General features: G+C 64.0%; 23 protein-coding genes. 12 read left to right on the top strand and 11 right to left on the bottom strand.

What is annotated here, in order from left to right; all coding sequences use genetic code 11:
- Positions 1-7: 7 nt before the first annotated feature.
- From HNP48_RS09755 to HNP48_RS09705, 11 genes are all read right to left on the bottom strand, one after another.
- Positions 8-679, bottom strand: coding sequence for a haloacid dehalogenase type II (locus tag HNP48_RS09755; protein WP_184856724.1), 672 nt, complete (start codon positions 677-679; stop codon positions 8-10).
- 81 nt (positions 680-760) lie between these two features.
- The gene (locus tag HNP48_RS09750) at positions 761-1,687 is read right to left on the bottom strand and encodes a glyoxylate/hydroxypyruvate reductase A (protein WP_184856723.1); all 927 of its coding nucleotides are present in this window, start codon (positions 1,685-1,687) and stop codon (positions 761-763) included.
- Between the two features lie 14 nt (positions 1,688-1,701).
- Complete coding sequence (locus HNP48_RS09745; RefSeq protein WP_184856722.1) at positions 1,702-3,471, bottom strand: dihydroxy-acid dehydratase; 1,770 nt, start codon at positions 3,469-3,471, stop codon at positions 1,702-1,704.
- Between the two features lie 186 nt (positions 3,472-3,657).
- Entirely contained in the window at positions 3,658-4,629 is a 972-nt protein-coding gene (locus tag HNP48_RS09740; protein WP_260420177.1) for a threonine/serine dehydratase, read from the bottom strand.
- Positions 4,626-5,606 (bottom strand): ornithine cyclodeaminase family protein, encoded by a 981-nt coding sequence (locus HNP48_RS09735; protein ID WP_260420176.1) that lies wholly within the window; start codon positions 5,604-5,606, stop codon positions 4,626-4,628. The genes HNP48_RS09740 and HNP48_RS09735 overlap by 4 nt, the downstream gene beginning before the upstream one ends.
- Before the next feature lie 38 nt (positions 5,607-5,644).
- A complete protein-coding gene (locus tag HNP48_RS09730) occupies positions 5,645-6,571 on the bottom strand; it encodes a glyoxylate/hydroxypyruvate reductase A (protein WP_184856720.1) in 927 nt (308 codons plus the stop codon).
- A gap of 6 nt (positions 6,572-6,577) precedes the next feature.
- Complete coding sequence (locus HNP48_RS09725; RefSeq protein ID WP_184856719.1) at positions 6,578-7,354, bottom strand: cupin domain-containing protein; 777 nt, start codon at positions 7,352-7,354, stop codon at positions 6,578-6,580.
- 44 nt (positions 7,355-7,398) lie between these two features.
- Complete coding sequence (locus tag HNP48_RS09720) at positions 7,399-8,544, bottom strand: FAD-binding oxidoreductase (RefSeq protein ID WP_184856718.1); 1,146 nt, start codon at positions 8,542-8,544, stop codon at positions 7,399-7,401.
- Entirely contained in the window at positions 8,541-9,923 is a 1,383-nt protein-coding gene (locus tag HNP48_RS09715; protein WP_184856717.1) for an NAD(P)/FAD-dependent oxidoreductase, read from the bottom strand. Before HNP48_RS09715 ends, HNP48_RS09720 begins: the two co-directional genes overlap by 4 nt.
- Positions 9,902-10,213 (bottom strand): (2Fe-2S)-binding protein, encoded by a 312-nt coding sequence (locus HNP48_RS09710; protein WP_184856716.1) that lies wholly within the window; start codon positions 10,211-10,213, stop codon positions 9,902-9,904. The genes HNP48_RS09715 and HNP48_RS09710 overlap by 22 nt, the downstream gene beginning before the upstream one ends.
- A 54-nt stretch (positions 10,214-10,267) precedes the next feature.
- On the bottom strand, positions 10,268-11,167 hold the full coding sequence (locus tag HNP48_RS09705) for a GNAT family N-acetyltransferase (RefSeq protein ID WP_184856715.1): 900 nt from the start codon (positions 11,165-11,167) through the stop codon (positions 10,268-10,270).
- 232 nt (positions 11,168-11,399) lie between these two features.
- Here HNP48_RS09705 and HNP48_RS09700 point away from each other — a divergent pair, with 232 nt between their 5' ends.
- From HNP48_RS09700 to HNP48_RS09650, 12 genes are all read left to right on the top strand, one after another.
- A complete protein-coding gene (locus HNP48_RS09700) occupies positions 11,400-12,881 on the top strand; it encodes an aldehyde dehydrogenase (protein ID WP_184856714.1) in 1,482 nt (493 codons plus the stop codon).
- A 242-nt stretch (positions 12,882-13,123) separates the two neighbouring features.
- Positions 13,124-14,416, top strand: a complete 1,293-nt coding sequence (locus HNP48_RS09695) for an FAD-binding oxidoreductase (RefSeq protein WP_184857087.1) — start codon at positions 13,124-13,126, stop codon at positions 14,414-14,416.
- Between the two features lie 81 nt (positions 14,417-14,497).
- The gene (locus HNP48_RS09690) at positions 14,498-16,117 is read left to right on the top strand and encodes an ABC transporter substrate-binding protein (protein WP_184856713.1); all 1,620 of its coding nucleotides are present in this window, start codon (positions 14,498-14,500) and stop codon (positions 16,115-16,117) included.
- 149 nt (positions 16,118-16,266) lie between these two features.
- Positions 16,267-17,781: an ABC transporter substrate-binding protein gene (locus HNP48_RS09685; RefSeq protein WP_409362549.1), complete on the top strand. Its 1,515-nt coding sequence runs from the start codon at positions 16,267-16,269 to the stop codon at positions 17,779-17,781.
- Between the two features lie 35 nt (positions 17,782-17,816).
- Positions 17,817-18,773, top strand: a complete 957-nt coding sequence (locus HNP48_RS09680; protein ID WP_184856711.1) for an ABC transporter permease — start codon at positions 17,817-17,819, stop codon at positions 18,771-18,773.
- Positions 18,774-18,798: 25 nt separating this feature from the next.
- The gene (locus HNP48_RS09675) at positions 18,799-19,698 is read left to right on the top strand and encodes an ABC transporter permease (protein WP_184856710.1); all 900 of its coding nucleotides are present in this window, start codon (positions 18,799-18,801) and stop codon (positions 19,696-19,698) included.
- A gap of 2 nt (positions 19,699-19,700) precedes the next feature.
- Positions 19,701-21,347, top strand: a complete 1,647-nt coding sequence (locus tag HNP48_RS09670) for an ABC transporter ATP-binding protein (RefSeq protein ID WP_184856709.1) — start codon at positions 19,701-19,703, stop codon at positions 21,345-21,347.
- A gap of 40 nt (positions 21,348-21,387) precedes the next feature.
- Positions 21,388-22,476, top strand: coding sequence for a tartrate dehydrogenase (locus tag HNP48_RS09665; RefSeq protein ID WP_184856708.1), 1,089 nt, complete (start codon positions 21,388-21,390; stop codon positions 22,474-22,476).
- A 97-nt stretch (positions 22,477-22,573) separates the two neighbouring features.
- A complete protein-coding gene (locus HNP48_RS09660) occupies positions 22,574-24,043 on the top strand; it encodes an NAD-dependent succinate-semialdehyde dehydrogenase (RefSeq protein ID WP_184856707.1) in 1,470 nt (489 codons plus the stop codon).
- 128 nt (positions 24,044-24,171) lie between these two features.
- A complete protein-coding gene (locus HNP48_RS09655) occupies positions 24,172-25,959 on the top strand; it encodes a methyl-accepting chemotaxis protein (protein ID WP_184856706.1) in 1,788 nt (595 codons plus the stop codon).
- A 198-nt stretch (positions 25,960-26,157) separates the two neighbouring features.
- Complete coding sequence (locus HNP48_RS35805) at positions 26,158-26,793, top strand: TnsD family Tn7-like transposition protein (RefSeq protein ID WP_409362548.1); 636 nt, start codon at positions 26,158-26,160, stop codon at positions 26,791-26,793.
- Positions 26,760-26,984 (top strand): hypothetical protein, encoded by a 225-nt coding sequence (locus HNP48_RS09650; protein WP_184856705.1) that lies wholly within the window; start codon positions 26,760-26,762, stop codon positions 26,982-26,984. The genes HNP48_RS35805 and HNP48_RS09650 overlap by 34 nt, the downstream gene beginning before the upstream one ends.
- Positions 26,985-26,993: the final 9 nt, after the last annotated feature.

Below are 26,993 nucleotides of genomic sequence, written 5' to 3'. Positions count from 1 at the left end.
CGCTGGATTACAGGCCCACCAGCGCAGCAAGACCGCCGATGTCCGGGATCTCGACGGTGCCGTAGGCCGGTACGCCGGGCTCGTGCCCGCGATTGACGAAAGCCTTGTCTTTGATGCCGACGTCGCGTGCCGACATGTGGTCGTACCGCATGCTGGAGGAGACGTGCAGGAAGTCTTCCGGCTTGGCGTTGAGCTGGCCGATCATGTACTCAAAAGCGCGCAGCCGCGGCTTGTACGCCTTGGCTTGCTGTGCCGTGTAGACACGATGGAAGGGAACGCCCAGCTTTTCCACGTTGTGCACCAGTTGATGGTCCATGGCATTGGAGATGATCACCAGCGGAATCTTGTCCGCGATCTTGGCCAGGCCGGCGGTCACGTCCGGGTGCGGGCCCCAGGTCGGCACGGCCGCATAGATCTCAGCGACATCGGCTTCGCGGAATGGCACACCCCAGCGGTTGGCGGTGCGCAGGACCGAGTTATATACGACGTCGTAGTAGGGCTGCCAGTCGCCCAGTACTTCGTCCAGGCGATAGGCCGCGAAGTCCCTGCAGAACTGGTCCATCTCCTCGGGTTTGATTCGGTCGGCAAAAAGCCTGCGGGCCCAGGGGGCCATCTGGAAGTTGGTCAGCGTGCCGTAGCAGTCGAAGCTGATGTACTTGGGTTTGAAAACAATGGACATGGGAGGCCTTTCGTTGGGGGGGAATGAAACCATCCAGGCTGCCCCCGGGGCGGCGCCGCCTGGTCAATATCGATCTCTCGATCAATAGCCGTTTCTGCGATCGATCTCGTCCAGCAGCGCCTCGCCCCGTTGGTGGCGACGCAGGTTCTGAATCAGAATCGGTACAGCAGTCTCTGGCTGGGTCATGCTGGCCACATGGGGGGTGAGCACGACGCGAGGATGTCGCCATAGCGGATGGCCGGCGGGCAGTGGCTCCGGATCGCAGACATCCAGAACGGCGCGTCCGAGTTGGCCGCTGTCGAGAGCGTCCAGCAGGGCTTCCTGGTCCAGATGGCCACCCCGCCCCACATGTAGCAGGGAGCTGCCGGCGGGGAGCGCCGCGAACAGGCGTGCGCCGAGAATGCCGCGGGTCGCGACTGTCAGCGGAAGCAGGCAGATCAGGATGTCGCATTGGCCAAGGAACTCGTTCAAACTCCCATCGCCGTCAAAGCAGCGGACACCGGGCAATGCCCTGGGCGACCGGTTCCAGCCCAGCCGCTGGAACCCGAAGATGCCCAGGCGCTCCAGCACCGCCTGACCCAGCACCCCCAGACCCATCACACCCACCGAGCAGGTCGATGGTGGGTAGACCTCAATGGGCTGCCAGAGCTCCTGCCGCTGGAGTTCCTGATAGTCAAACAGGTGCCGGTGCAAGGCCAGCACCGACATGGTCACGTACTCCAGCATGCCATTGATGATGCCGGGCTCGACCATCCGCACAATCGCGACGTGGGAAGGTAAGGCCGAGGTGTCGATGTGGTCCACGCCCGCACCAGAGGAGAACAGCACTTTCAGCCGCGGCAGCGCAGCGATGAAGTCGGGCGGCACTTGCCAGGCGATCAGGTATTCGATTTCGTCAAGGTTGCCTGCATCGGGCCAGACACGGAAATCCACGTCTGGCGCGTGCTGGGAAAACAGTTGCTGCCATGCGGGTCCGCGGGCAACATCGGAGCGGTAAAGGACTTTCATCGTTGCGCTCCCGATCACCAGCCGCCGACCCAGCCGTCGAACAGCCCTTCGGGCAGGACATCGGCGTTGGCGCCCCGCAGGAATCCGAAGTCGCACCCTTGATGGGCCTGTTCGACCTCGCGGCCATACAAATGCCGGTAGCCGCGAACATGAGGTGATGGCGCCTGCGGAGGGGCCTCGCAGCGGCGCTGGGCCAGGACCTCGTCACTGACCAGCAATTCGAGCCGGCGCTCGGATACGTCGAGCTCGATCATGTCTCCTGTGCGCACGAGTGACAACGGCCCCCCCACGGCCGCCTCGGGCGACACATGCAAGACCGAGGTGCCATAGGCTGTGCCGCTCATGCGCCCGTCGGAAATGCGCAGCATGTCCGTCACCCCTTGCTCCATCAGGCGGCGCGGCAAGGGCAGCATGCCCCACTCCGGCATGGCCGCACCCACCGGGCCGATGTTGCGCAGGATGAGCACGCTGTGGGCGTCAACGTCCAGGGCCGGGTCGTCAATCGTGTCGGCCAGGGTCTGCACGTCGTCGAAAACGACGGCCCTGCCCCTGTGTTGGAACAGTTTCGGCGACGCGGCGCAGCTCTTGATCACCGCACCGTCCGGCGCCAGGTTGCCCTTGACCACCACGATGCTGGCGCCTGGCTTAACGGGAGTATCCAGCGGCCGGATGACCTCGGCATCGAACACCTGCGCCTCGTCCGCAATCTGGCCGATGGTTCGCCCGTCCACCGTGCGCGCGTCCAAGTGCAGCAGCGGCCGCAGCACATGCAACAGGGCCGGTACACCGCCGGCATTCATCAGGCGCTCGGTCAGGTGGTCGCCTGCGGGTTGCACATTCGCAATCAGGGGCACCCGGCGGGCAATTTCATCGAAGCGGTCCAGCGTCAGCGGCACGCCCACGCGTCCCGCCAGCGCCAGCAGGTGGATGATGGCGTTGGTGGAGCCGCCGACCGCGCACAGCAGCGTAATCGCGTTGTCGAACGCGCGGGCATCCAGGATGTCCGACGGGGCGGGACCACCCTGTGCCATGGCCACGCTGCGCCGCCCCACGGCCTTCGCGATCTGGCTGCGCCGCCCGTCGCTGGACGGGACCAGACTGCTTCCCGGAAGGGCCATGCCCAATGCTTCGCTGAGAGTCGACATCGTCGAGGCGGTGCCCATCTCGCTGCAGTGGCCAGGGGTACCCATGGTCTGGCGTTCGAAATTCTCGAAAGCCTGGATGGACAGGCAGCCGGCGCGCAGCTGATCTACAAAGCGCCACACACCGTTGGCCGTGGCCAGCGGGCCTCCGGTGGAGGACCGTGGCGTGCCAGGACCGCTGTTGAGCACGATGGCAGGCACGTTGGCGCTGGCGGCTCCCATGAGCAAACCCGGCTGGGTTTTGTCGCAGCCACCCATCAACACCACGGCATCGAGGGGATAGCCCCGGATGCTTTCCTCGGCATCCATCGCCAGCAGATTGCGAAACGGAAAGGCGCTGGGTTTGACCAGGTTTTCACTGATCGACATCAGCGGAATCTCAAACGGAATCCCGCCCGCTTCCAGCACCCCTTCGCGGACTTTCTGCGCCAGCGCACGCAGGTTCAGGTTGCAGGGGTTGAGGTCGGACCAGGTATCGAGAATGCCGACAATGGGCCGCTCGATCAGGTCTTCCCGCGTCCAGCCATCGGCCGCGAGTGTCGAGCGGTGGATGAAGCCCGGCAAGTCGTTCTTGCGGAACCAGCGGGCGCTGCGACGCATCGGTGGCTGCTGTTTTTTCTCCGGCTGGTCGGGTGATTTCATGGGCTGCCTTTTTGCGGGTTGATGCAAAAAATTGTAGGAAGAACTGCCCATGGAATATGCGGTTGTGGCTCGTTGCTACGGAACCAAATTCCGTATTCAGCCTGCGAACTTTTCGACTTGACCATAGACCCGAAGGGGCGCTGTTCAGGAGCCGGTTCGTCGACGCCTCAGTGCACGCACGAGACGCTATTTGTAGATCTCCGCGAGATCGCTCAGATTCCAATTGCCACCGCTCAGCACGAGACAGACCTTCTCGTCGGGCCGTACCTTCACGCTACCCGCCAGCAGGGCACCCAGGCCGATGGACGCCGCCGGTTCCGCGATCAGCTTCGCCTCCTTGGCCAGAGCGCGCATGGCCGCGACAATGTACTCGTCGTCGACCAGCACGATCTCGTCCACGTACTTCTCGATGATGGGGAATGGGTTCTGCCCCGGTACGCTGATACGCACTCCGTCCGCAATGGTGTCCTTCAGCGGTAGCGTGGTGCGCTCTTGGTTGATCCGACTTTGGTGGTACTTGGGCGTCAAGGACGGTTCCGCGCCGATGACCCGCACGGATGGCCTGGTTTCCTTGATGGCGGTGGCAATGCCGGAAATCAGACCACCACCACCCAGGGGAACGATGACGGTGTCCACGCCGTCCAGGTCCTCTAGGATCTCGCAGCCGATGGTGCCCTGGCCAGCCATGACCATGGGGTCCTCGAAGCCGTGCACCGCTGTGTAGTTGTTCTCTGCTGCAATCTCGCACACCCGCTTCCAGCGGGCGGCCGTGTCGCCGTCGAACAGAATGACTTCCGCCCCCAGGGCCTGGGTGTTCTCGATCTTGATCCTGGGTGTAGTCACCGGCACGACGATGGTGGCCTTGACACCCAGCATCCTGGCGGCATAAGCGATGCCTTGGGCGTGGTTGCCGGAGGACGTCGCAATGAGGCCGCTACCGAGTTGCTCTCTGGTAAATGACAGCGCCTTGTTCAGTGCCCCTCTGATCTTGAATGCGCCGGTGACTTGCAAGGTCTCGGGCTTCAGATAGAGCTCGCAACCAACGGCCTTCTCGATTTTTTCCGCACGCAGTATCGGCGTGCGCTTTATGTGAGGCTTCAGCCGTTCACGGGCCTGGAGGATGTCCGCGAGGGTGGGGTATTCAAGCAAGGTGGTCATTCAATGAACTCAAAAAAAGTACCGACGCCGTGGGCCAGCGCGTTCTGGTAGATCTTGTGGGCGGTCGTGTTGTCCTGTATGGCCATGCCCGTGGAATCGAAGATCGTGATCTCCTCGTCGCTCGTGCGCCCAGACTTCTTGCCCAGCAAGACCTCACCGATCTCCGCATGGATGCGGTCCCTGGAGAGAATATTCAGGCGCAGCGCATGCTGTATTTCGCCCTTTTCGCTGCACTGCAGGATGGAGTCCACAACGGTCTTGGCGTGCCGAAAGATTTCAGGATCAAACTCCTGCTTGCCCTTGGCGTCGGTGCCAATTGCCACGATGTGCGTACCAGGTTGGACCCAGCCACCCTCTACCACTGAGCCTTTGCCTCGGGTGGTGGTGATCAGGATGTCGGCCTGTTCAACCGCTGCCTGCTTGGAGTTCGCCAGAAACACCGGGATGCCGAGCTCGAGTTCGATATCGGCCTTGAAGCTGGCCATCGAATCGGCGTGGTGATCCCACGCATGCAACTCCTCGATTTTCATGACTTGGCTGATCGCACGGATCTGCATGCGGGCCTGATTCCCGGTTCCGATTGAGGCGACGCGTTTGGCATCTCTCCTGGCCAAGGCCTTCACCGACACGGCCCCGGCCGCCCCAGTCCGCAGACCCGTGATCAGGCTACCATCCATCACGCACACCAGCGCACAGGTGCGAGCATCGAACAGCAGAATGGTCCCCATCCCGCTGGGCACGCCGTGTGTGGTCGGGTTGTTGGGAAAGCCGCCGGACGAGGCTTTCATCGAGATGATCTCGTTGCCCTTGTAGTAGCCCAGCTTGAAGTCGATGTCCCCACGCGGCGGGTGGAGGTCAATGCCGATGTAGTCCGGCTGCACCACCTGGTCGCTGTTGAAGCCTTTGTAGGCTACTTCAACGGCGGCGATCACTTCTTCCGTGGCAATCAATCCGCGAACATCTTCTTTCTTCAGCAACAGTGTTCTCATGTGCTGGTCTCCCAATTCATCCAGATTCAGTAACCTCGCGCCCTGTCCACCAAGCCCTCCATGGGCAACCCCACACGGTGGCGGCGCAGGTTTTCGATCACCGCCTCCACCGCAGTTTCTGGCTGCGTCATGCTGGCAATGTGGGGCGTCACCACCACCTTGGGGTGGTGCCAGAACGGGTGCTCGGGCGGCGGCGGTTCGGGCTCGCAGACGTCGAGGACCGCGCGCGAGAGCTGTCCCTCGTCTAGCGCCTGCAGCAGGTCTTGCTGCACCAGATGTCCGCCACGGCCCACATTGATCAGTGCGGCCCCCCGTGGCAACTGGTCGAACATCGGCTTGCAGAGAATGCCGCGCGTGCTGTCGGTCAGGGGCAGCAGGCAGATCATGATGTCGGTGCGGGCCAGGAACGCCTGCAAACCCTTTTCGCCCGCGTGGCACTCAATGCCGTCGATCCGCCGCGCCGACCGGCTCCAGCCTGCGCAGTCAAAGCCGAAGCCCCGCAGCTTCTCCAGCACGGCCCGGCCCAGCATGCCCAGGCCCAGCACACCGACGCGTCGCGACGAGGCGGGATACACCCGGCGGGCCTGCCAGCGGCGTTGCTGCTGCTGTTGGGCGTAGGTGTGCCAGTCGCGGTGCAGGGACAGCACGGCCAGCGTGGTGTACTCGACCATGCCATGGACTATTCCGGACTCGACCATGCGCACCACCGGCAGCGTCTCGGGAATGACCGAGAAGTCGAACTGGTCGACCCCGGCGCCGGTGGAAAACAGCACCTCCAGATTCGGGAACCGGGTGGCCAAGTCCGAGGGTGGTTCCCAGGCGGCGAGGTAGCGCACCTCGTGTGGGTCCGGAACGTCGGGCCACGTGCGAAACGGCAGATCCGGCAATTGCTGAGCAAACCGCTGGGCCCACACTGCGCCGCGGGTGGGGTCAGCCTTGTAGACAAAGCTCATGGGGGCTTACTTGGGTCGGTAGATCACGTAAACCTTCGCCACCTGCTCGCGGCTGTCCCAGGTGCAGCGCGCGCCTTGCTCGACGAGGAAGACGTCACCCTTCGAGAACGTGGCGCTGCTGCCTGCTTCGTCGACAAAATCCACGCTGCCTTGCAGCAGGTACATCAGCTCGAAGTGCTTGTAGAACAGCGGCCGGCGTGCGTAGGGCGTGGAATCCCAAGTGCCGCACATGAACTCGCCATCGGCCGACTGATAGTCGGTGAAGTTGCGACAGGATGGAGCGGCGGTGGTCAGCAGGTCCACAGGCGGCGTGCCAGAGGGCTTTAGGTCGGGTGACTGCTGAATGGGCACGATAGTGCCGCTACCGAGCTGGCTCCGGCTGTAGCGGGTGAAGACCAGCGATACCGGTCCTCTTGCCGTCCAAGTGAACGCTGCTCCATGCGGAATCACGGCGCTCTGACCGGCCTCCAGAGTGAGGGTGGTGCTCTGGCGCTGGCCTTGTTGTGCAAGCGTGAAGCGGCCTTCGTGAACGATGATGAACTCATCCGCAGGCAAGGCGAGCACCGCTCCGCTGCCAGTGGCGAGGGTGATGACACCCGCAGTCACTGGGCCATCGGGCGCCCAGTCCAGTATGCGGCGATTGGCAAGAAAGGGGTCGTCCCCGGCCGAAGACGCCACGGTGACGCCTTGGCGGCCATCGAGCGCAAACGCCCGTAGATCGACGAAAGAGCGCACGGTAGACGCAGGGGTTGCGGGGGTCAGTGCAGGCTGCAGGTTGGACATGCTGGTTTGGAATAGAAGAATGGAAAAGAAGGAGCGCAAATGGGCTATGCCGCCTGCACCGCTGACGCGGCAAAGCGCCCGATGTGGTACTGACCAATGGGGGTGCTAGTAGCGCCGGTCTTGATTAACTCGGCCATGACATCGCCCACCCCAGGCCCCAGCTGAAAGCCGTGGCCTGAGAATCCGAACGCGTAGTACAGGCCAGGCACGCGAGCGCTGGGCCCCATCACAGGGCGGTTGTCCTGCATATAGCCCTCAATCCCGCTCCACACGCGGATGATGTTCAGGCGGTTGAATGCCGGCACCACCCGCGGAAGCTGCGCCAGCGTCATGAGTGTGCGGCGGGGGTGAACGTAGGCGCGTCGGTTTTCCATGTCCACGGGCTCATGGCCGCCGCCGCCAATCACAATGTTGCCCCGCGCCACCTGGCGGAAGTAGACAACTTCCTCGGGCACGTCGGTGGCGAGGCCAATCGTCGGCGCGATGGCGTAGGGCACGGGTTCGGTCACGCACATCTGCGGGCCCTTGACCTGCAGCGGCACGGGCTCGCCAAAAGCGGCGCTGATGCGGTCGCCCCAGGCGCCGGCGGTGATCAGCACAGCGGGCGCGGCAAACTGGCGGCCATCTGCGGCCTGCACCACAAAGTCCTCTCCCGCTTTTTCGATATGGAGGATCTCGGTGTTTTCAAACACCTGGGCGCCCGCGCGCACTGCAGCGCGCCCAAAGGCTGGCGCTGCCAGTCGCGGGTTGGCGTGGCCGTCGTGCGGGGCGTAGCAGCCGGCTGTGACCTCGGGCCCCAAGAACGGAAAGCGCTCGCGTAACGCCTGGGCTGTGAGCATCTGCAGGCCCAGGCCGTAGGGCTGGGCATCGCGCGCGTAGGTTTCCAGGCGCTCGGCATGTTCTGAGCGGTAGCCAATGCGCAGGTGGCCGCTGAGCATCAGCTCCACGTCCTCGCCAATCAGTTCCTTGAGCCGGCCCCAGATCTCGCGCGATCGGTTGGCCAATGGCAATTGCTCGATGGCGCGGCCCTGGCGGCGTACGTTGCCAAAGTTCACGCCGCTGGCCTGCTGGCCGATCAGGCCGCGCTCCAGCAAGATCACAGATGCACCGCGTTGGCGCAGAAAAAATGCGCTGGCTGCCCCCATGAAGCCGCCACCGACGACAATGACATCGGCTTTCAACGCGCTCATGCTGCTTTCTCCTCACGCGCTGCGATGGGCAGCGGTTTGACCGGCGCCTGGCCGCGCAGGCGGCCGACCTGTTCCACAGGTACTCCGGCCGCGCTGGCGATCACCTCAGCGCCAGCGTGCCCGCAGTAACGCCCCTGGCAGCGCCCCATCCCCACCCGACTGAAGGCCTTGGCGCGGTTTGCTTCATGCGCGCCCATTTCGCACACCGCGCGGCGCAGCTCACCAGCGGTGATGGCCTCGCATCGACAGACGATGGTCTCGTCGGGCAATTGAGCAACTTGCTGCGCAGGCCACGGAAAGGCTTGCGCCAGGCCCTTTCGGAAGCGCTCCATCGTGGCCCGCTGGATACGCAGCTGCTTGGCCTGCACATCATCTACGTTCAGGTGCAAGTCCTTGAGCACCGCCATCGCGGCCAGGCGCCCTGCGATCTCGGCGGCATCCGCGCCCAGTACCCGCATGCCATCGCCCGCCAGGTAGACATTGGGCACCGAGGTGCGGCCCTCCTCGCTCACCTCGGGCAGCCACTGGCGCGTTTCCTGATCGAAGTGGAATGCGCATCGTGCCAAGTCTGCCAGCTGGGTTTCGGGGCGAAGGTGGTAGCCAGTAGCCACCGCGTCGCAGGCGAAGGTATGGGTGCCGCCGCCGGCGTCGCTCACCGTGACGCCTTGAACGCCGGTATCTGCGTCGCCCGTGATCTCCATCGGCGTGATTCCCGTCAGGACCAGCACGCCTGCACGCTTGATACTGGCCACCAAGGCAATGCCGTTGAGCAGCACAGAGGGCCGAGCCAGCAGTTTGGGCAGGGCGGCCACACGCCCCGCTAGGGGCGAGGTGTCCAGCACGGCGGCCACGTTGGCTCCTGCTTTGATGTACTGCGACGCCACCAAGTAGAGCAAGGGCCCAGTTCCCATGAAGACGATCCGGCGGCCGATGGCGCAGGCCTGCGCTTTCAACGCGATCTGCGCCGCACCCAGGCTATAGGTGCCCGCCAGTTGCCACCCCTTCACCGGCATCAGCCGGTCGGTCGCGCCCGCGCAGATCACCAGCGCATCAAAGGGCAGGGCTGAGGCACGTTCGTCGCACGCCACATGCACCTGCTGGTCGGCAATGTTCCAGGCCAACGTGTGGGGGTGGTAGTCGATCTGGTCCCGCAGCGCATCGAAGCTTGCGTGCAGCGCCTGTGCGCGCTCGGCTTCGGTGCCATACAACGTGGCGTAGGAGCGTGAGAAGTTGTCGGGCTGGCGACGGTAGATCTGTCCACCGTCGCGCCGGTTCTCGTCCACTACCGTGGGGCGCAGGCCAGCAGCGACCAGGGTCTGCGCGCAGCGCACCCCTGCAGGGCCGGCTCCGATAATGACTACGCGTGGCGGTTGGGCCATGTTGCCTCCGGTTGGTGGGTCACGATGTGCATGCCTTCTTCCACTGCCGTGGTGCAGGCGCGCAGCCGGTGGCCGTCAGCGGTCCACACCCAGCAGTCCTGGCAGGCTCCCATCAGGCAGAAGCCGGCGCGTTTCCCATCGCCGAATTCAGACTCGCGCAGGTGCCGCGTGTTGTTGAGCAATGCGACCATCAGGGTGTCGCCAGCCAGTACAGCGGCCATCTCCCCATCGATCAAGATGCGCACGCGGGTGCGGGTTTCCTCTGCCAGACGGACAAATCGTTGGCTCATGTAATGTCTCCTGTTGCCTGCCGTTGTCGTGACCGGTCCATGGGGGGCGGTGGATCAGCAGAGCGCCTGGGTCACGATGGCATACAGCTGTGGTGCCCCGGCGGGGTGCTGCAGCGGCGCGCCGCGGACCATCGTGGTGGGTGCATCGACACGCAAGAGGCCAATGCTCTCCAACCACTCGGCTAGGCCCGACTCGAAATCTATATCGATGCGAGTGAAGCGGCCGGCGTTCATGCCCGCCAGGTGGGCAATCAGGGCCTTGGCGCTCACCGCGTCAGGAGCGACCACCGGGCCGATGGCATGTCCACGCCCAAAGCGGCGCAGGATGGCAAAGCCCTTCTGCGTGCCCTCGTGGTCTAGGACCACGCAAGCGTCGGCCTGGGCAATCAGTTCGTCGATAAGTGCGGTCCGCGGCATGCCGCGCGCACCCTCATCCAGTTGGTGAAGGGCCTGGGCTTCGTTCAGGCCCGCAGGCCGCAGGCGCCAGCCGGCAGGCAGCGCGATCAGCGGGGTGGGTTGCGCCACGCCCTGGTGTTGGCGGATCTCGCCAGTGCGCACAAAACCCAGCCGCTCGTACAGTCCCCGGCCCTCGGCCGTGGCCTGCAGCAGCACTGTGCGATCGTCCAGGCCCTCCAGAAGTGTGCACATCAGCCGGTGGCCGATGCGCCGGCCCTGGCATGCGGGCGACACGATCACGAGGCCGATGGTGGCGTGGTGCTCGCCCCAGAGCCAGCGCTGGGCGGTGGCCACGATCTTCCCGTCGCGCTCGGCCACCAGGCCTTCGCTGTGCGTAAACACCTGCTCCCAGTCCACCGGGCGGTGGGGCCAGCGCATCTCGGCCGACAGCGCCTGTGCTTCGGGCAGATCGTCGGCGGTCATGGTGCGCAGCACGACCCCGTCGTCGGCGACGGCGCTGGCGGCCTGCGAAAGAAAAGCAGCTGATTTTGGCGGCATGGGAAGCACCTCTGGCAATGGAAATTGGTGCTTATCTTGGACGACATCCCCGTGTTGCACCAGTGCTGAATCGGGGTTTGCCCGCAACTTGCAAGCATCGTCTGCAGGGGGCATAGGTTTTGCAATTTGCTGCGGCCTGGCGGGGCGTTATGGACACAAATGCTGGGCCTTAGTGCCTAGCATCAACCATCCTTTTCCACTCCCTGCCCGGACCTGCGGGAACCCCTTTGCCATGCCACTTTTCGACCCCCAAACCATCACGGTTGCCTCCGGCCATTTCATCGGCGGCAAATTAGTTTCTGATACCGCGCGCCTTGCGGTGCTGCGCCCTTCTGACGGGCAGGTGCACACCGAACTGCCGGTGGCGGATGCTTCGACCGTCGATGCCGCAGTGCAGGATGCATGGCGCGCCTGGCGTACTTCCGACTGGGCCCGCCGGGCACCGCGCGAGCGTGCCCGCGTGCTGCGCCGCTGGGCGGACCTGATCGAAGCCGATGCGCCGCAGATGGCCCCGCTGGAGGCGGTGTGTTCCACCCGGCCCGTGCGCGACGCCATGGCGTGGGATGTTCCCTTCACCGCCGAAGGCCTGCGCTTCTTTGCCGAATACGCCGACAAGCTGGGGGGCGAGGTGGCCGCCACGCGGCATGACCATCTGGGCCTGGTGGTGGCGGAGCCCTATGGAGTGGTGGGGGCGATCACGCCCTGGAATTTTCCGCTCGTGATGGTGTCCTGGAAGGTGGGCGCGGCGCTGGCTGCAGGCAACGCCGTGGTGCTCAAGCCTTCCGAAATGACGCCGTTTTCCGCCGTGCGCCTGGCGCAGCTGGCCATTGAGGCAGGCGTGCCGCCAGGCATCTTCAACATCGTGCAGGGCGACGGCCGCACCACGGGCGATGCGCTCACGCGCCACCCCCTCATTTCCAAGATGACGTTCACCGGCTCCACGCGCACCGGTGCCGCCATCATGGCCAGCTGTGCATTGCAGGGCCCCAAGCCCGTGACGCTGGAGCTGGGTGGCAAGAGCCCGCAGCTGGTGTTTGACGACGCTCCCGACCTGGACCGCCTGGCCGGCATCATTGCCGGCGCCATCACCGGCAACGCTGGCCAGGTGTGCGTGGCGGGCTCGCGGCTCATCGTGCAGCGTGGCATTGCCGATGCGCTGGTGGAGCGCATCGTGCAGCGCTTTGCGGCGCTGCGCCCCGGCGCCACCTGGGATGAGCAGGCCACGCTGCCGCCCATCATCTCTGCCCCGCAGGCGGCGCGGATGCAGGACATCGTGGAGCGCGCACGCAGCGTGGGCGCCCAGGTGCGCTGCGGCGGCGGCCTGTTCGAGGGGGGGGCGGGCGGCGCCTACTTCCAGCCCACCTTGTTGCAGGACGTGTCGGTCGACAACCCCGCGGTGCAAGAGGAGATCTTCGGCCCCGTACTCACGGTGCAGAGCTTCGACACCGAAGAAGAGGGCCTGGCGCTCGCGACGCACGCCCACTACGGCCTGGCGGCAGGTGTGCACACGGCGGATATTGGCCGGGCATTGCGCTGCATGCGCGGCATCTCCGCCGGCACAGTATGGATCAACCGCTATGGCCGCAGCGCGGACTTTGTCATCCCCACCGGTGGCTACCACCAATCGGGCATCGGCAAGGACCTGGGGCGGCAGGCGGTGGAGGCCAATCTGCGCTTCAAGAGTGTGCTGGTCGACTTTGCTGCGGCGCACTAATGGTGCGGTTTTGCACCCATGCTGTGCGCGCCACACGACATGCCAAAGCACCCCACGCAATGCGCAATTTTGTCGCGTGCATGGGGGGCATTTCCCAACACGTTCTGCGTTGTGGAGTGCTCCAATCTCATCGACATCATCTTGTCGCAAACCGTAATTCCACGGTGCGACCAACGATGGTGAGGCTCTGATCCGGCACAAGCCGTCTCACCTTGCAACCTGTCAATTACGTGTCCATCACCATGAAGCTCGATTCGTACTGGAAAGAAGGCATGCCCGTCTGGCAGTCCCCCGCCGTGGGCAGCTTGCCGGCCAAGGTGGATGTGGCCATCGTGGGTGGCGGCTTCACCGGCCTGTCGGCGGCGCTGGCGCTGGCCCGCCGGGGTGCGCGCGTGGTGGTGCTGGAGGCCGGGACCACGGTGGCGCCCGAAGCCTCGGGCCGCAACGGCGGCCATGTGAACAACGGCCTGGCCGTGGACTATGCGGATGTGGCCGCGCGGGTAGGCGTGCCCCAGGCCCGCGCCTGGTACCGTGCCTACGACGATGCGGTGGACACCGTAGACCGGCTGGTGGCACAGGAGCGCATCGACTGCGACTTCCTGCGCCATGGCAAGCTCAAGCTGGCCACCCGGCCCTATCAATTGGAGGCGCTGCAGCGCAGCGCCGAACGGCTGGTGGCCGATGGCGTGGATACGGATGTGGAAATCCTCGACGCCGCCCGCGTCCGCGGCGAGGTGCAAAGCGAACGCTTCCACGGGGGCTTGCTGTACAAGCGCAGTGCCCAGATGCACATGGGCCGCTTCGCCCAGGGGTTGGCCCTTGCCGCGCAGCGCCAGGGCGCCCAGATCTGCACCGGCACGAGGGTAGACCGCCTGGAGCGCGTGCAGGGCCATGCGCACCGCCTGCATACCAGCCACGGTGTGGTGGCGGCCGACCAGGTGCTGCTGGCCACGGGCGCCTCGCGCCACGGCGGCTACGGCAGCTTTGGCTGGCTGCGCCGGCGCATCGTTCCGATCGGCAGCTTCATCGTAGTGACGGAGCCTCTGGGCGCCGAACGTGCGAACGCCCTGCTGCGCGAGCGCCGCACCTACACCACCATCGCCAACATCCACCACTACTTTCGCCTCACGCCGGACCACCGGCTGGTGTTTGGCGGGCGCGCGCGGTTTGCCATCTCCAGCCCGCAATCGGACGCCGCCAGCGGCGAGATCCTGCGTGCGGGCCTGGCCGAGACCTTTCCGCAGCTGGGCCCGGTGCGCCTGGACTACTGCTGGGGCGGCCTGGTGGATGTGACGCAGGACCGCCTTCCCCAGGCGGGCGAGCGCGACGGCGTTTTCTATTCGATGGGCTACAGCGGTCACGGCACGCAGATGTCGGTGCACATGGGCCAGCGCATGGCCGAGGTGATGGCGGGCGATGCCGCAGCCAACCCCTGGAAGGACCGGCGCTGGCCGGCTATCCCGGGCCATTTCGGCCCCCCCTGGTTCCTGCCGGCAGTGGGTCTGTACTTCCGGCTCAAGGACCGGCTGGCCTGAAGGTGGTACTAGCGTGCTGCCACGCTTTTTACATTTTTGACAACTCAACCCGCGATCCCTTTTTCAACCAGGAGCATGACCATGAGCGATAGCCAAAAACAGTTCGAGCAACTTGTCGGTCCGAGCGAGAGCCTTCGCGTTATGAGTTCGCTCAAGCGCGGCGCCACCCGGCGCGACGTACTGGCCATGCTGACCGCGTGCGGCATGCAGGCCACGGTGGCGGGCGGTATTGCCAGTCTGGCCACCAGCGCCCATGCACAGACGCCAAAGCGTGGCGGGCGCATTCGTGTGGCTGGCGCGTTTGCGTCGGCTACCGACACCCTGGACCCGGCCAAGCAGTCCAACCAGACCGACTATTCGCGCTGCAACATGCTCTACAACGGGCTGACCGTGCTGGACGCCAAGCTCTCGCCCCAACCCGCGCTGGCAGAGTCGTTCAACACGCAGGACGCCAAGACCTGGGTGTTCACACTGCGCAAAGGGGTGGTGTTCCACGATGGCAAGGCGTTGTCGCCGGCCGACGTGGTGTTTTCCATCCTGCGCCACAAGGACCCGGCCACGGCGTCCAAAGCCAAGGTGCTGGCCGAGCAGATTGAGGCCGTGCGTGCCAGCGGCCCGAACGAAGTGACCGTCGTGCTGTCGGCCCCCAACGCCGACCTGCCGGTGATCCTGGGCACCTCGCACTTCCAGATCGTCAAGGACGGGACCACCGATTTCAGCGCCGGCATCGGCACAGGCCCCTACAAGCTCAAGGAGTTCAAGCCCGGTGTGCGCTCTGTCACCGTGCGCAACGATGCTTACTGGAAGCCCGGAAAGCCCTATCTGGACGAGATCGAGTTCGTGGGTATCGGTGATGAAAACGCACGCGTCAACGCGCTGCTGTCGGGCGGCATCGACCTGGTGGGCGTCATCAACCCGCGCTCCGTGGCGCGCGTCAAGGGCACGCCGGGTTTTACCATCATGACCACCCAGTCGGGCCAGTACACCGATCTCATCCTGCGCAAGGACATGGGGCCAGGCATGAACCCCGATTTCGTGATGGCCATGAAGTACATGTTCGACCGCGAGCAGATGAAGAAGACCATCGCGCTGGACAATGCCGTGGTAGGCAACGACCAGCCCATCGACCCCACCAACCGCTTCTACTTCAAGGACCTGCCGCAGCGCCCGTTCGACCTGGACAAGGCCAAGTTCCACCTGCAAAAGTCCGGCGTGACGGGCAAGATCCCCGTGGTCACATCGCCTGCCGCCATGTATTCGGTGGAGATCGCGCTACTGCTACAACAGACAGGCCAGCGCATCGGCCTGGATCTGGACGTCAAGCGCATGCCGGTCGACGGATATTGGTCGAACCATTGGCTCAACAGCCCGGTCGGGTTTGGCAATGTCAATCCGCGCCCCAACGCCGACACCCTCCTGACGCAGTTCTTCAAGTCCGATGCCCCGTGGAACGAGTCGCGCTGGAAGAGCGCGCAATTCGACCAACTGCTGCAGGCGGCCCGCTCTGAAATCGACCTGGCCAAGCGCAAGCAGATGTATGCCGACATGCAGACCATGATCCACAGCGATGCCGGGATCGGCATCCCCATGTTCCTGGCCAGCATTGACGGACACAGCACCAAGCTCAAGGGCTTGTCGCCCATCCCGGTGGGCGGGCTGATGGGCTACATGTTTGCCGAGAACGTGTGGTTGGACGCTTGAGCCGCGCCGGCCCCCCGCACGCCCCTTTGCCCTTGAACGGATCGGCCATGAGCGCAGAATCTCTGACCCTGAGCCCGCTGGACCCGCGCGACCGCGCGCGGGCACTGCAGGCCTTCGCACGCGGCGCCACGCGCAGGGACGTGGTAGCGATGCTCATGGCCGCCGGCATGCAGGCGGGGGCCGCGGGCGGCATGGCCTCTTTGGCGGCAACCGCCCATGCCAACACGCCCCGGCGCGGCGGCCGCATCCGTGTGGCGGGCACCACGACCACGGCTGCAGAGACGCTGGACCCGGCCAAGCAGGCCAACCAGATGGACTACGCACGCGGCCACATGCTCTACAACGGGCTGACGGCGCTCGATGGATCGCTCAATCCCCAGCCTGCGCTTGCCGAATCTTTTTCCACACTGGATGCGAAGACCTGGGTCTTTACCCTGCGCAAGGGCGTGGAGTTCCATGACGGCAAGGCGCTTTTGCCTGCAGACGTGGTGTTCTCGCTGCTGCGCCACAAGGATCCGGCCACGAGCTCCAAGGTTAAGGCGCTGGCCGAGCAGATCGACTCGGTGCGCGCAACCGGCCCCGCCGAGGTGACGCTGGAACTCACATCGCCGAATGTGGATTTGCCGGCGATTCTCGGGACGTTTCACTTTCATATCGTCAGGGCGGGAACGACCGATTTCTCCAAGGGCATCGGCACCGGGCCGTTCAAGCTCAAGGAATTCACGCCCGGCGGACGCTCGGTGGTGGTACGCAACGAGCGCTACTGGAAGCCTGGCCGGCCCTACCTCGACGAGATTGAGTTCACCGGCATCGCTGACGAAAAGGCGCGAGTCAGCGCCCTTCTGCATGGCGATTTCGACCTGGTGGCGGGCATTGACCCGCGCTCGGTGGGCCGCGTCAAGAGCACCAAGGGTTACGCCATTTTCACCACACAGGGTTCGCACTACACCGACCTCGTCATGCGTAGGGATACCGGGCCTGGTGCGAATGCTGACTTCGTACTTGCGATGAAGTACCTGATGAACCGTGAGCAGATGCGCAAGATCGTGGCGCTGGACCACGCCTTGATCGCCAATGACCAGCCCATCGGACCCGCCAGTCGTTTCCACTTCGACGGGTTGCCACAGCGATCTTTCGATTTGGACAAGGCACGGTTCCATTGGAAGAAGTCAGGTGTGGCGGGGCAGGTACCGGTGGTGGTCTCGCGGGCCGCGATGTACTCAATGGACATGGCGCTCGTGCTACAGCAGTTCGGTCAGTTGATCGGTATGACGCTGGATGTGCAGCAGGTGCCGGCCGACGGCTATTGGTCTAAGCACTGGCTGCATAGCGCGGTGGGGTTTGGCAACATCAATACTCGTCCCACGGCTGATGCCATCCTCACCCAGTTCTTCAAATCGGATTCAGCCTGGAATGAATCACGCTGGAAGTCTGAGCGTTTCGATCAGCTGCTGCTGGCAGCACGGGCAGAACTCAATGTTGGCAAGCGCAAGCAGATGTATGCCGACATGCAGACGATGATTCACCATGAAGCAGGTGTCGGCATTCCGTTGTTTCTGGCCAGCATTGACGGGCATGCCAGCCGTCTCAAAGGCCTGCAATCAATTCCCCTCGGCGGGCTTATGGGCAATGCCTTCGCCGAGCATGTCTGGGTGGACACCTGAAGACCAAATTCCAAGAATATGAGACAAGAAAAACCATGAACCACGTCATTTTGTCATTGCTGATCAAACGGGTTGCGCTAGCTTGCGTGTCGCTGCTTGTGGTCTCGGCCATCGTGTTTTCGATCACTGCCGTGCTGCCGGGCGACGCGGCGCAGGAGCAGCTGGGTCAGGATGCAACCCCGGAGGCGCTGGCGGCCCTGCGCGCGCAAATGGGCCTCAATGTGCCCGCGCCCGAGCGTTACGCAAAGTGGCTGTGGGGTGTGGTGCAGGGTGACCTCGGGCGGTCCATCATCACGCAGCTGCCGGTGGCCGAACTCGTGGCCAGCCGACTGCCCAACTCGCTGCAGCTGGCCGCCGTGACGGCCCTTTTCTCGGTGCCGATCGCTCTGCTCTTCGGCATCCTGTCGGCGGTGCTGCGCGGCTCGTGGCTGGACCGCATTGCTTCCAGCCTGTCGGTGGCGGTGGTGTCTGTGCCTGAGTTTCTGGTGGCCACGCTGGCTGTGCTGGTGTTTGCCGTTCAACTGCGTTGGCTGCCTGCGCTCTCGTACGTGAACGACATCGAATCGATGGGACAGATGTTGCGCGCCTATGCCATGCCAGTGCTCAGTCTGTGCTGTGTGATCGTGGCGCAGATGATGCGCATGACACGCGCAGCCGTGATCGACCAGCTCGAAGCGCCCTACATCGAGATGGTGCGGCTCAAAGGTGCGTCGCCCCTGCGCATGGTGCTGGCCCATGCATTGCCCAATGCGGTGGGACCGATTGCCAATGCGGTGGCGCTGTCGCTGTCGTACCTGCTAGGCGGTGTGATCGTGATCGAGACGATCTTCAACTACCCCGGAATTGCCAAGTTGATGGTGGACGGCGTGATTCAACGCGACATGCCGCTGGTGCAGACCTGCGCCATGATTTTCTGTGCCGGATATCTGCTGCTAGTCACGCTGGCTGACCTGTGCGGAATCCTGGCAAACCCGCGTCTGCGCCACCGCTGAAGCCCATCAATCTGGAGAATTTCTGATGCATTCGCTTCCTCCTTCTTCTTCGACTTCGAGCGCTTCTTCGTTGGCGCCTTCCCCCGGGCATGGCGGGGCACTGCGCTGGCTTGCGGGCTTCGGACTTTCCGGCCTGGTCGGGCTGGTGATCCTGGTGTTCTGGTTGCTCACCGCCCTGCTGGGACCGTCGTTGCTGCCCCGCCACCTGGTGGACCTGCAAGCCTCGGTGGTTTATGCGCCCATCGACGCGCAGCATTGGCTGGGCACGGACTACCTGGGCCGTGACATGCTGGTGCGTGTTGTACAGGGTGCGCGCTACACCGTCGGCGTGGCTCTGGTGGCCACCCTGATTGCGAGCAGCACGGGTACGGTGCTGGCGTTGCTGGCGGCAGCCACCGGCTCCTGGTTGGATGCGTTCCTGAGCCGGCTGCTGGACACGCTGACCTCCATCCCCAGCAAGATGTTCGCGCTGGTGCTGGTGGCCAGCTTTGGCTCTTCCATCGGCATGCTGGTGTTCACCGCAGCGCTGCTGTACGTGCCGGGCGCCTTTCGCATTGCTCGCTCGCTGGCCGTGAACATCAACGCGCTGGACTATGTGACCGTGGCCCGCACGCGGGGCGAAGGCACGCTGTACATCATGCTGCGCGAGATCCTGCCCAACATCGTCGGCCCCATCCTGGCGGACCTCGGGTTGCGCTTTGTGTATGTGGTGCTGCTGCTGGCCAGCCTGAGTTTTCTGGGCCTGGGCATTCAGCCGCCCGACGCTGACTGGGGCTCGCTGGTGCGGGAGAACGTTGACGCGTTGGCCGACGGCGGCGCCGCGGTGATTGCACCGGCCCTGGCCATCGCCAGCCTGACCATCGCGGTCAATCTGGTCATCGACAACTTGCCGGGCCGTGCGGCCCGCGAACGCCAAGGACATTGAACATGGGCGCGTCAGTTATTGTGGAAGGCCTGCACATCACCGCAGGCGATCAAACCCTGGTGGACCACCTGAGCTTTGCCATCGAGCCCGGCGAGGTGCTGGCACTCATCGGCGAATCCGGGTCGGGCAAGACCACCACGGCGCTGGCCCTGATGGGCTATGCGCGGCATGGCTGCGCCATCGCGGGCGGCAGCGTGCGAATTGGCGACATCGATGTGCTGGGCCTGTCCGCAGCCGGCCAGCGGGCGCTGCGCGGTCGCACGGTGTCGTACATCGCGCAGAGCGCGGCCGCGTCGTTCAACCCCTCGCGCACCATCATGGACCAGGTGGTAGAGCCCACGCGCATCCACAGCACGATGCCCCGCGCCGAGGCCGAGGCAAAGGCTGTCCAGCTGTTCCGTGAGTTGGCACTGCCCAACCCCGAGTCCATCGGCCAGCGATATCCACACCAAGTGTCGGGCGGGCAGCTGCAGCGCCTGATGGCAGCGATGGCACTTATCACCGACCCAGAGCTGGTGATTCTGGACGAGCCCACTACTGCGCTGGATGTGACCACGCAGATCGAGGTGCTGAGGGCATTCCGACGTGTGGTGCGCGAGCGCCGCGCCACAGCTGTGTACGTGAGCCACGATCTGGCCGTAGTGGCGCAGATGGCGGACCACATTCTGGTGCTGCGTGGTGGGCAGATGCAGGAGGTGAACTCCACCGCCCAGATCCTGGCGAGGCCCGCGCACGAGTACACCCAGAGCTTGCTGGCCGCAGCCCGTCCCGCGCCTCGCGCCACGGAGCACTGCAAGGGCGAGGGCGAACTGCTGCTGGAAGTTCGCGAGCTTTCGGCCGGCTATGGGCCAGTCAACGCGCAGGGACAGCCTGCCGCGATGATCCTGGAAGACATCAATTTCAAGCTGTACCGTGGCCAGGCCGTTGGGGTGATCGGTGAATCCGGTTCGGGCAAGACCACTTTGGCGCGGGCGGTGGCCGGGTTGATCGCACCCAGCAAGGGCAGCATGCTGTTCAAGGGCCACGCGCTGCGGCCTGACCTGCGGCAGCGCAGCAAGGAGGATTTGCGACAGATCCAAATCGTGTTCCAGATGGCGGACACGGCGCTGAATCCCTCGCAAACCATCGAACGCATCCTGGCGCGGCCGCTGCAGTTCTACAAAGGGTTGCAAGGCACCGCGCTGCAACGGCGCATCCATGAATTGCTGGACCTGGTGCGGCTGCCTCACTCGGTGGCGCAGCGCTTGCCAGGTGGGCTCTCAGGCGGACAAAAGCAGCGCGTGAACCTTGCGCGCGCGCTTGCTGCCGAGCCCGACCTGATCCTGTGCGACGAAGTGACCTCGGCGCTGGACACCGTGGTGGGCGCCGCAGTGCTGGACCTGATGGCCGACCTGCGCCGCGAACTAGGCGTGTCTTACTTGTTCATCAGCCACGACCTGCACACCGTGCGCGCTGTGTGCGACGAGATCATCGTGATGCAGCACGGGCGCAAGCTCGACCATGTGGCGCGTGCCAACTTTGACCGTGGCCCGCACCATCCCTACTACGAACTGCTGGCCGCCTCCGTGCCCGAGCTGCGTCAGGGCTGGCTGGAAGAGCGCGACCGGCAGGTCTCCCCTGCGACTGAGTCAGTGGCCTGTGCCGCTTGAGCGCCGCACTGTGAATGAATGCAGAAAGGAGCACCCCGTCATGATCCCTATTTTCCGCATCGCAGTCCTGCCCGGAGACGGCATCGGCAAGGAAGTCATGCCCGAGGGCCTGCGGGTGGTGCAGGCGGCAGCCGCTCGCTTTGACTTTGAGCTGCAACTGCACACGTTCGACTGGGCCAGCTGCGATTACTATGCCGAGCACGGCCAGATGATGCCCGACGACTGGAAGGCCCAGCTTGCGGGCATGGATGCGATCTTCTTCGGCGCTGTGGGCTGGCCCGCCACCGTGCCCGACCATGTGTCGCTGTGGGGTTCGCTGCTCAAGTTTCGCCGCGAGTTCGACCAGTACATCAACCTGCGCCCGGTGCGCCTGTTCGAGGGCGTGCCCTGCCCGCTGGCCGGCCGCAAGCCCGGCGACATCGACTACTACGTGGTGCGCGAGAACACCGAGGGTGAATACACCTCGCTGGGCGGCATCATGTACGAGGGCACGGACCGCGAGATCGTGATCCAGGAGTCGGTCTACTCGCGCAAGGGCGCCGAGCGCCTGCTCAAGTTCGCCTTCGACCTGGCCCAGAGCCGCCCGCGCAAGCACGTGACCCTGGCCACCAAGAGCAACGGCATCGCCATCAGCATGCCCTGGTGGGACAAGCGCGCCGAAGAAGTCGCCAAGAGCTACCCGGAGATCACGCTGGACAAGCAGCACATCGACATCCTGAGCGCGCGCTTCGTGCTGCAGCCCGGCCGCTTCGACGTGGTGGCCGCGACCAACCTGTTCGGCGACATCCTGTCGGACCTGGGGCCCGCGACCACGGGCACCATCGGCCTGGCCCCGTCGGCCAACCTGAACCCGGACCGCACCTTCCCCTCGCTGTTCGAGCCCGTGCACGGCTCGGCGCCCGACATCTACGGCAAGAACATCGCCAACCCCATCGCCATGATCTGGTCGGGCGCGCTGATGCTGGACTTTCTCACCCAAGGCCAGGGCGCCGGCCGCGCCGCACACGATGCCATCGTCAACGCCATCGAAGAAGTGATCAAGAGCGGCCCGCGCACGCCGGACTTGGGCGGAACGGCCAGCACCACGCAAGTGGGTGAGGCGATTGCGGCGCGGGTGGTGAGAAGCTGAGCAGCTGTCGGCAAATGTGCCTCATTTGATAGCTGGTCGCGCTTTAGTTTCGAGCGACAACAGCTAGTTTGATATACAACTTTTGGAAAGAACCGCCATGTCTCTGGACCTCACCCGCAACGACCTCATTCGCACCGCCAACTTTATCAACGGCGCCTGGGTCGCAGACACCGCCGCTAGGCTGGACGTGACCAACCCTGCCACCGGCGCCGTCATCACCTCGGTACCCGACTCTGGCGCTCAGGAAGCTCGCGCCGCTCTCGAGGCCGCGTATGCTGCCTTCCCCACCTGGCGCAAGGTGCCCGCCAAGCAGCGAGCAGCCATCATCAAGCGCTGGAACGACCTGGTAGTGGCCCATGGCGATGACCTGGGTGCGCTAATCTCGCTGGAGCAAGGCAAGCCCCTGGCAGAGGGAAAGGGCGAGGTGGCCTATGCCGCCAGCTACATCGAATGGTTTGGCGAAGAAGCTACGCGCATGAATGGCGAGGTCATCCCAGCCCCTGTGCCGGGCCGCCGCATGTTTGCCCTGAAAGAGCCCGTGGGCGTGGTGGCCGCCATCACGCCATGGAACTTCCCCGCTGCGATGATCGCTCGCAAGATCGCCCCGGCGCTGGCCGCGGGCTGCACGGTGGTGTGCAAGCCGGCTGAAGACACGCCGCTGACATCGCTGGCATTGGTGCAGTTGGCCCAGGAGGCGGGTGTACCTGCAGGTGTGCTTAACATCGTGACCGCCTCGCGTGAGAAGACACCCGAAGTTGTGGATGTGTGGTTGGACGACCCCCGCGTACGCAAGATTACTTTCACCGGCTCCACGCCAGTCGGCAAGCACCTGGCCCGCCGCAGCGCTGACACGCTCAAAAAGCTCTCGCTGGAACTGGGCGGCAACGCGCCCTTCATTGTGTTCGAAGACGCCGACATCGACGCGGCCGTGCAGGGCTTCATGGCTGCCAAGTTCCGCAACGGCGGTCAGACCTGCGTGAGCCCCAACCGCGTGTTTGTGCACCGTCAGGTGTTCGAAGCCTTTGCGGACAAGCTGGCCGCCAAGGTCTCTGCGCTCAAGGTCGGCCCGGCCAGCGACCCCTCCTCGCAGATCGGACCCATGATCAATGACCGCGCGGTCGAGAAGATCGAACGTCATGTCACCGACGCCGTGGCCAGAGGCGCCAAGGTGCTCGCCGGCGGCAGGCGCTTGCCGGAGCTGGGGGCTACTTACTACGCCCCCACCGTGCTGGCGGGTGCGGACGCCTCCATGGCCTGTGCCTGCGAGGAGACCTTCGGCCCCGTAGCACCGCTAACTGTGTTTGACGATGAATCCGAGGTGATAGCTGCGGCCAACGACACCCCGTTTGGGCTGGCAGCGTACTTCTACAGCGAGAGCCTCCGCCGCATCTGGCGCGTGGCCGATGCGCTGCAGACGGGCATCGTGGGCATCAACGAAGGCGCCCTCGCGGCAGAGGCCGCGCCGTTCGGCGGTGTGAAGGAATCGGGCTACGGTCGCGAAGGTTCCACGCATGGACTGGATGACTACCTGCACACAAAGTACGTGTGCCAGGGGCAGCTGGACTGAGGGGTGCTTTCTCGCAGCAACGCTGCGGGCAAGACCACTCGCTACATTTCTCGATCCTTTTTGTCATCCCGCTCTTGCCGGGAGGCGTGTCCTCGCACGCCTTCCAAAACTTCTCAAGGTGTGCTGCCATGCTGAAATCACTCAAGACGCAGATCGTCCTTACGTCGTTGCTGTGCTTGGCCCTGGGAGTACTTGCCATTACGCTCACCAACTACTTCACAGCGCGGGAGCGCGCCTATGAGGGCTTGGCTGAGCAGAACCTTGCGCTCGCGAAGAGCCATGCCAAGGGCATCTCCGAGTGGGTCCAGTCTAAGCTCAGCCTCGTGCAAGCCGCGACCCAGGACCCGGAGCCTTCCAAATCGCTCCTCATGTTGCGCGATGCTGGGCAGTTTGTGGGGACATCTTTCGATTACATAAGCACCGCAGCATCGTCTTCTGACCAGTCCGGCCAGATTCCGCCAAAACCGGGCTACGAGCAGGCGTTGCAAACGGCCCAGCCTGTGGTGACCTCGCCTTACCGTGCGGCAGGTTCTGACGGGCCATTGCTCATCACATTCGCGGCGCCGGTAGGGCCAAAGTCTGCAGTTACCAGCGTGGGTACGGCGGATGCCTCCATGGACGCGGTGGTGGCCAATGTGGCCTCCATCCGTCCTACACCCGACAGCGAGGCGTTTTTGATCAATGCGGATGGCGTGATCATTGCCCACTCCGAGGGCCTACTGCTTCTCAAGCGGGCAACAGAGGTCTCTACCGACCTCACGCTGCAAACGCTGAGCCTAGCTGCCGCTGGTGGTTCCTTGCTACCAGTGCAGCGAGGAGGAATAAACTACTTGTTGGTGGTGGTGCCCGTGGAGGGCACCGACTGGCGTTTGGCCGTGCTGCTGCACGAAGCCCAAGCGCTGGAGCCAATCACTGCGATGCTGACCGCCTCCGTCATCGTGAGCATCCTGGTGCTGTTGTCCACTGCCGCTTTGCTGGGCGGCTTTATTGCACACCGCTTGGCACGGTTGGGGCAACTGCGCGATGCAATGCGCGAGGTGGTATCACGCGAAGGCGAGGTTCACCGCTCACGCCACATGGATGCGCGCGGCGGAGATGAACTGGCGGACATCGCGGCCAGCTTCAATGCATTTGCCGACCAGCAGGCTGTAGTTCTGTCTCGCATCCACGATGCCAGCGCATCCGTGCGGGTTGCGGCAGAGGAGATTGCGATTGGCAATCAGGACCTCAGTCACCGCACAGTACTCACGGTGTCCGGCCTCGAGGAAATATCTGGATCGATGCAGCAGCTCACTGTAGCTGTGCGGGCCAATACCGATGCAACACACAAAGCAAAGCTGCTGGTCACTCGGGCATCAGATATTGCAGACCATGGAGGCATAGTGGTGGATCAGGCTGTGCAGACCATGGACCAGATCAGCGCAGCCTCGAAGAGGATCGCGGACATCATCGGCGTCATTGACGGCATTGCGTTTCAGACCAATATCCTGGCACTCAACGCTGCGGTCGAGGCGGCTCGTGCTGGCGAACAGGGGCGCGGCTTTGCCGTTGTAGCGGCAGAGGTGCGTCAACTGGCGCAGCGCAGTGCTCAGGCCGCCCGAGAAATCAGAGGGCTTATCTCGTCCTCCGTTGGCCTTGTAAACGATGGCGCTGACTTGGTCCACAGTGCTGGATCCACCATTCGCGAGATGGTTTCCGCAGTGCGGCAGGTGGTTGGGGTGATCGGAGAGATTCATGCGTCTACTACCGATCAAAGCGCTACCATCGTCGAAGTGGGGCAAGCAATCCTGCAATTGGAAGGGCTCGCACAGCGAAATGCCGAGTTGGTGGAGTGCAGCGGTGCCTCGGCCGGGAGCTTGCAACGTCAGTCGGCGGCATTGAGCGGAGTGATGCGAGACTCGATGCATTCTTCCTGAATGCGGAGAGCGTTCGAAAGCATGGAGCAGATTGCGAGGGTCAAACACGACTTCACAACAAGCCTCGGGCAGCGGCGTGGATGGGGGACCGCTGCAGGCAATCTACGCACGCCGCAGATCGCATAAGCATTCCTCTGTCATTGCCGGCCCTTGAGGCACATTCCGGAACTTGCGGCATTGTCAGAAGACCCAGCTTGTATGGAGGCGCGGTTAGGTCGCTTGCTGCGTCCACCTCGTTTGGGAGCCCATCCACTCAGGCACCTGCGGATCATCCATTGGCTGTTTGGCGATGCTCGGCACTTAGAACGTGCAATGAGAGACGCAGGAACCGTCAGCACAGGGGGCCGGCAGCACCGGGCTCAGCCCGTATTTCCAGCAGATGACCCGCGAAAGGGCCAACTGTGTAACCGCATACGAAAGCATGGGCATTTACTGCGCAAGGCGGCAAGCTGGGTTGGAGTTGACACTCAAACCGCGTTGGTTTGGGCGGCAAGCAGCGGCATCGACCTGCCACGTCGCCCTCAGAAGCTGACGGACGATGTGCGGACGAAGGCAATCCGAGACCTACGCAAAGGAGCCGACAAATCGCGCGTGGCCACCCGTGCCAGTGTCTCCGTAGAGACGATCACCCGGTTGCTGCTCAGCGATGCGCAACTGCATGCAGATTGGTTATCGGCTAGGCGTGCGAAGTACAGAACCCATTGCCGAGCTGAATGGATGAGCACCGAGTTTGGTGGAAAGCGAGAGCTCCACATGTCCTCTGCCTTGACCTCGCCACCAAACCCTCATAGTCTGCAACCATGTCTGAATCCGGCCCCTTCATCTTCGGCCTGAGTGTTGCCGAGTTTGCAAGCCTCGCGCGACGTGCCACTCGCGAAGCGGTGAGGGAGAATCTTCGTGCAGGAATACCGGTGACCGGCATGGTCGACGGCGTGATTGGGGAGATCCACTCAACCGATGCCCTCGCATTGGAACTTCTCAAAGACGATCCAGCGACCGAAATCTCGCGAGAGCCCAAAGTCTGAGGTGCTTTC

The organism is Acidovorax soli (assembly GCF_014207955.1).
Classification (GTDB): domain Bacteria; phylum Pseudomonadota; class Gammaproteobacteria; order Burkholderiales; family Burkholderiaceae_C; genus Acidovorax; species Acidovorax soli_A.
This window is presented reverse-complemented; position numbering and strand designations above follow the sequence as displayed.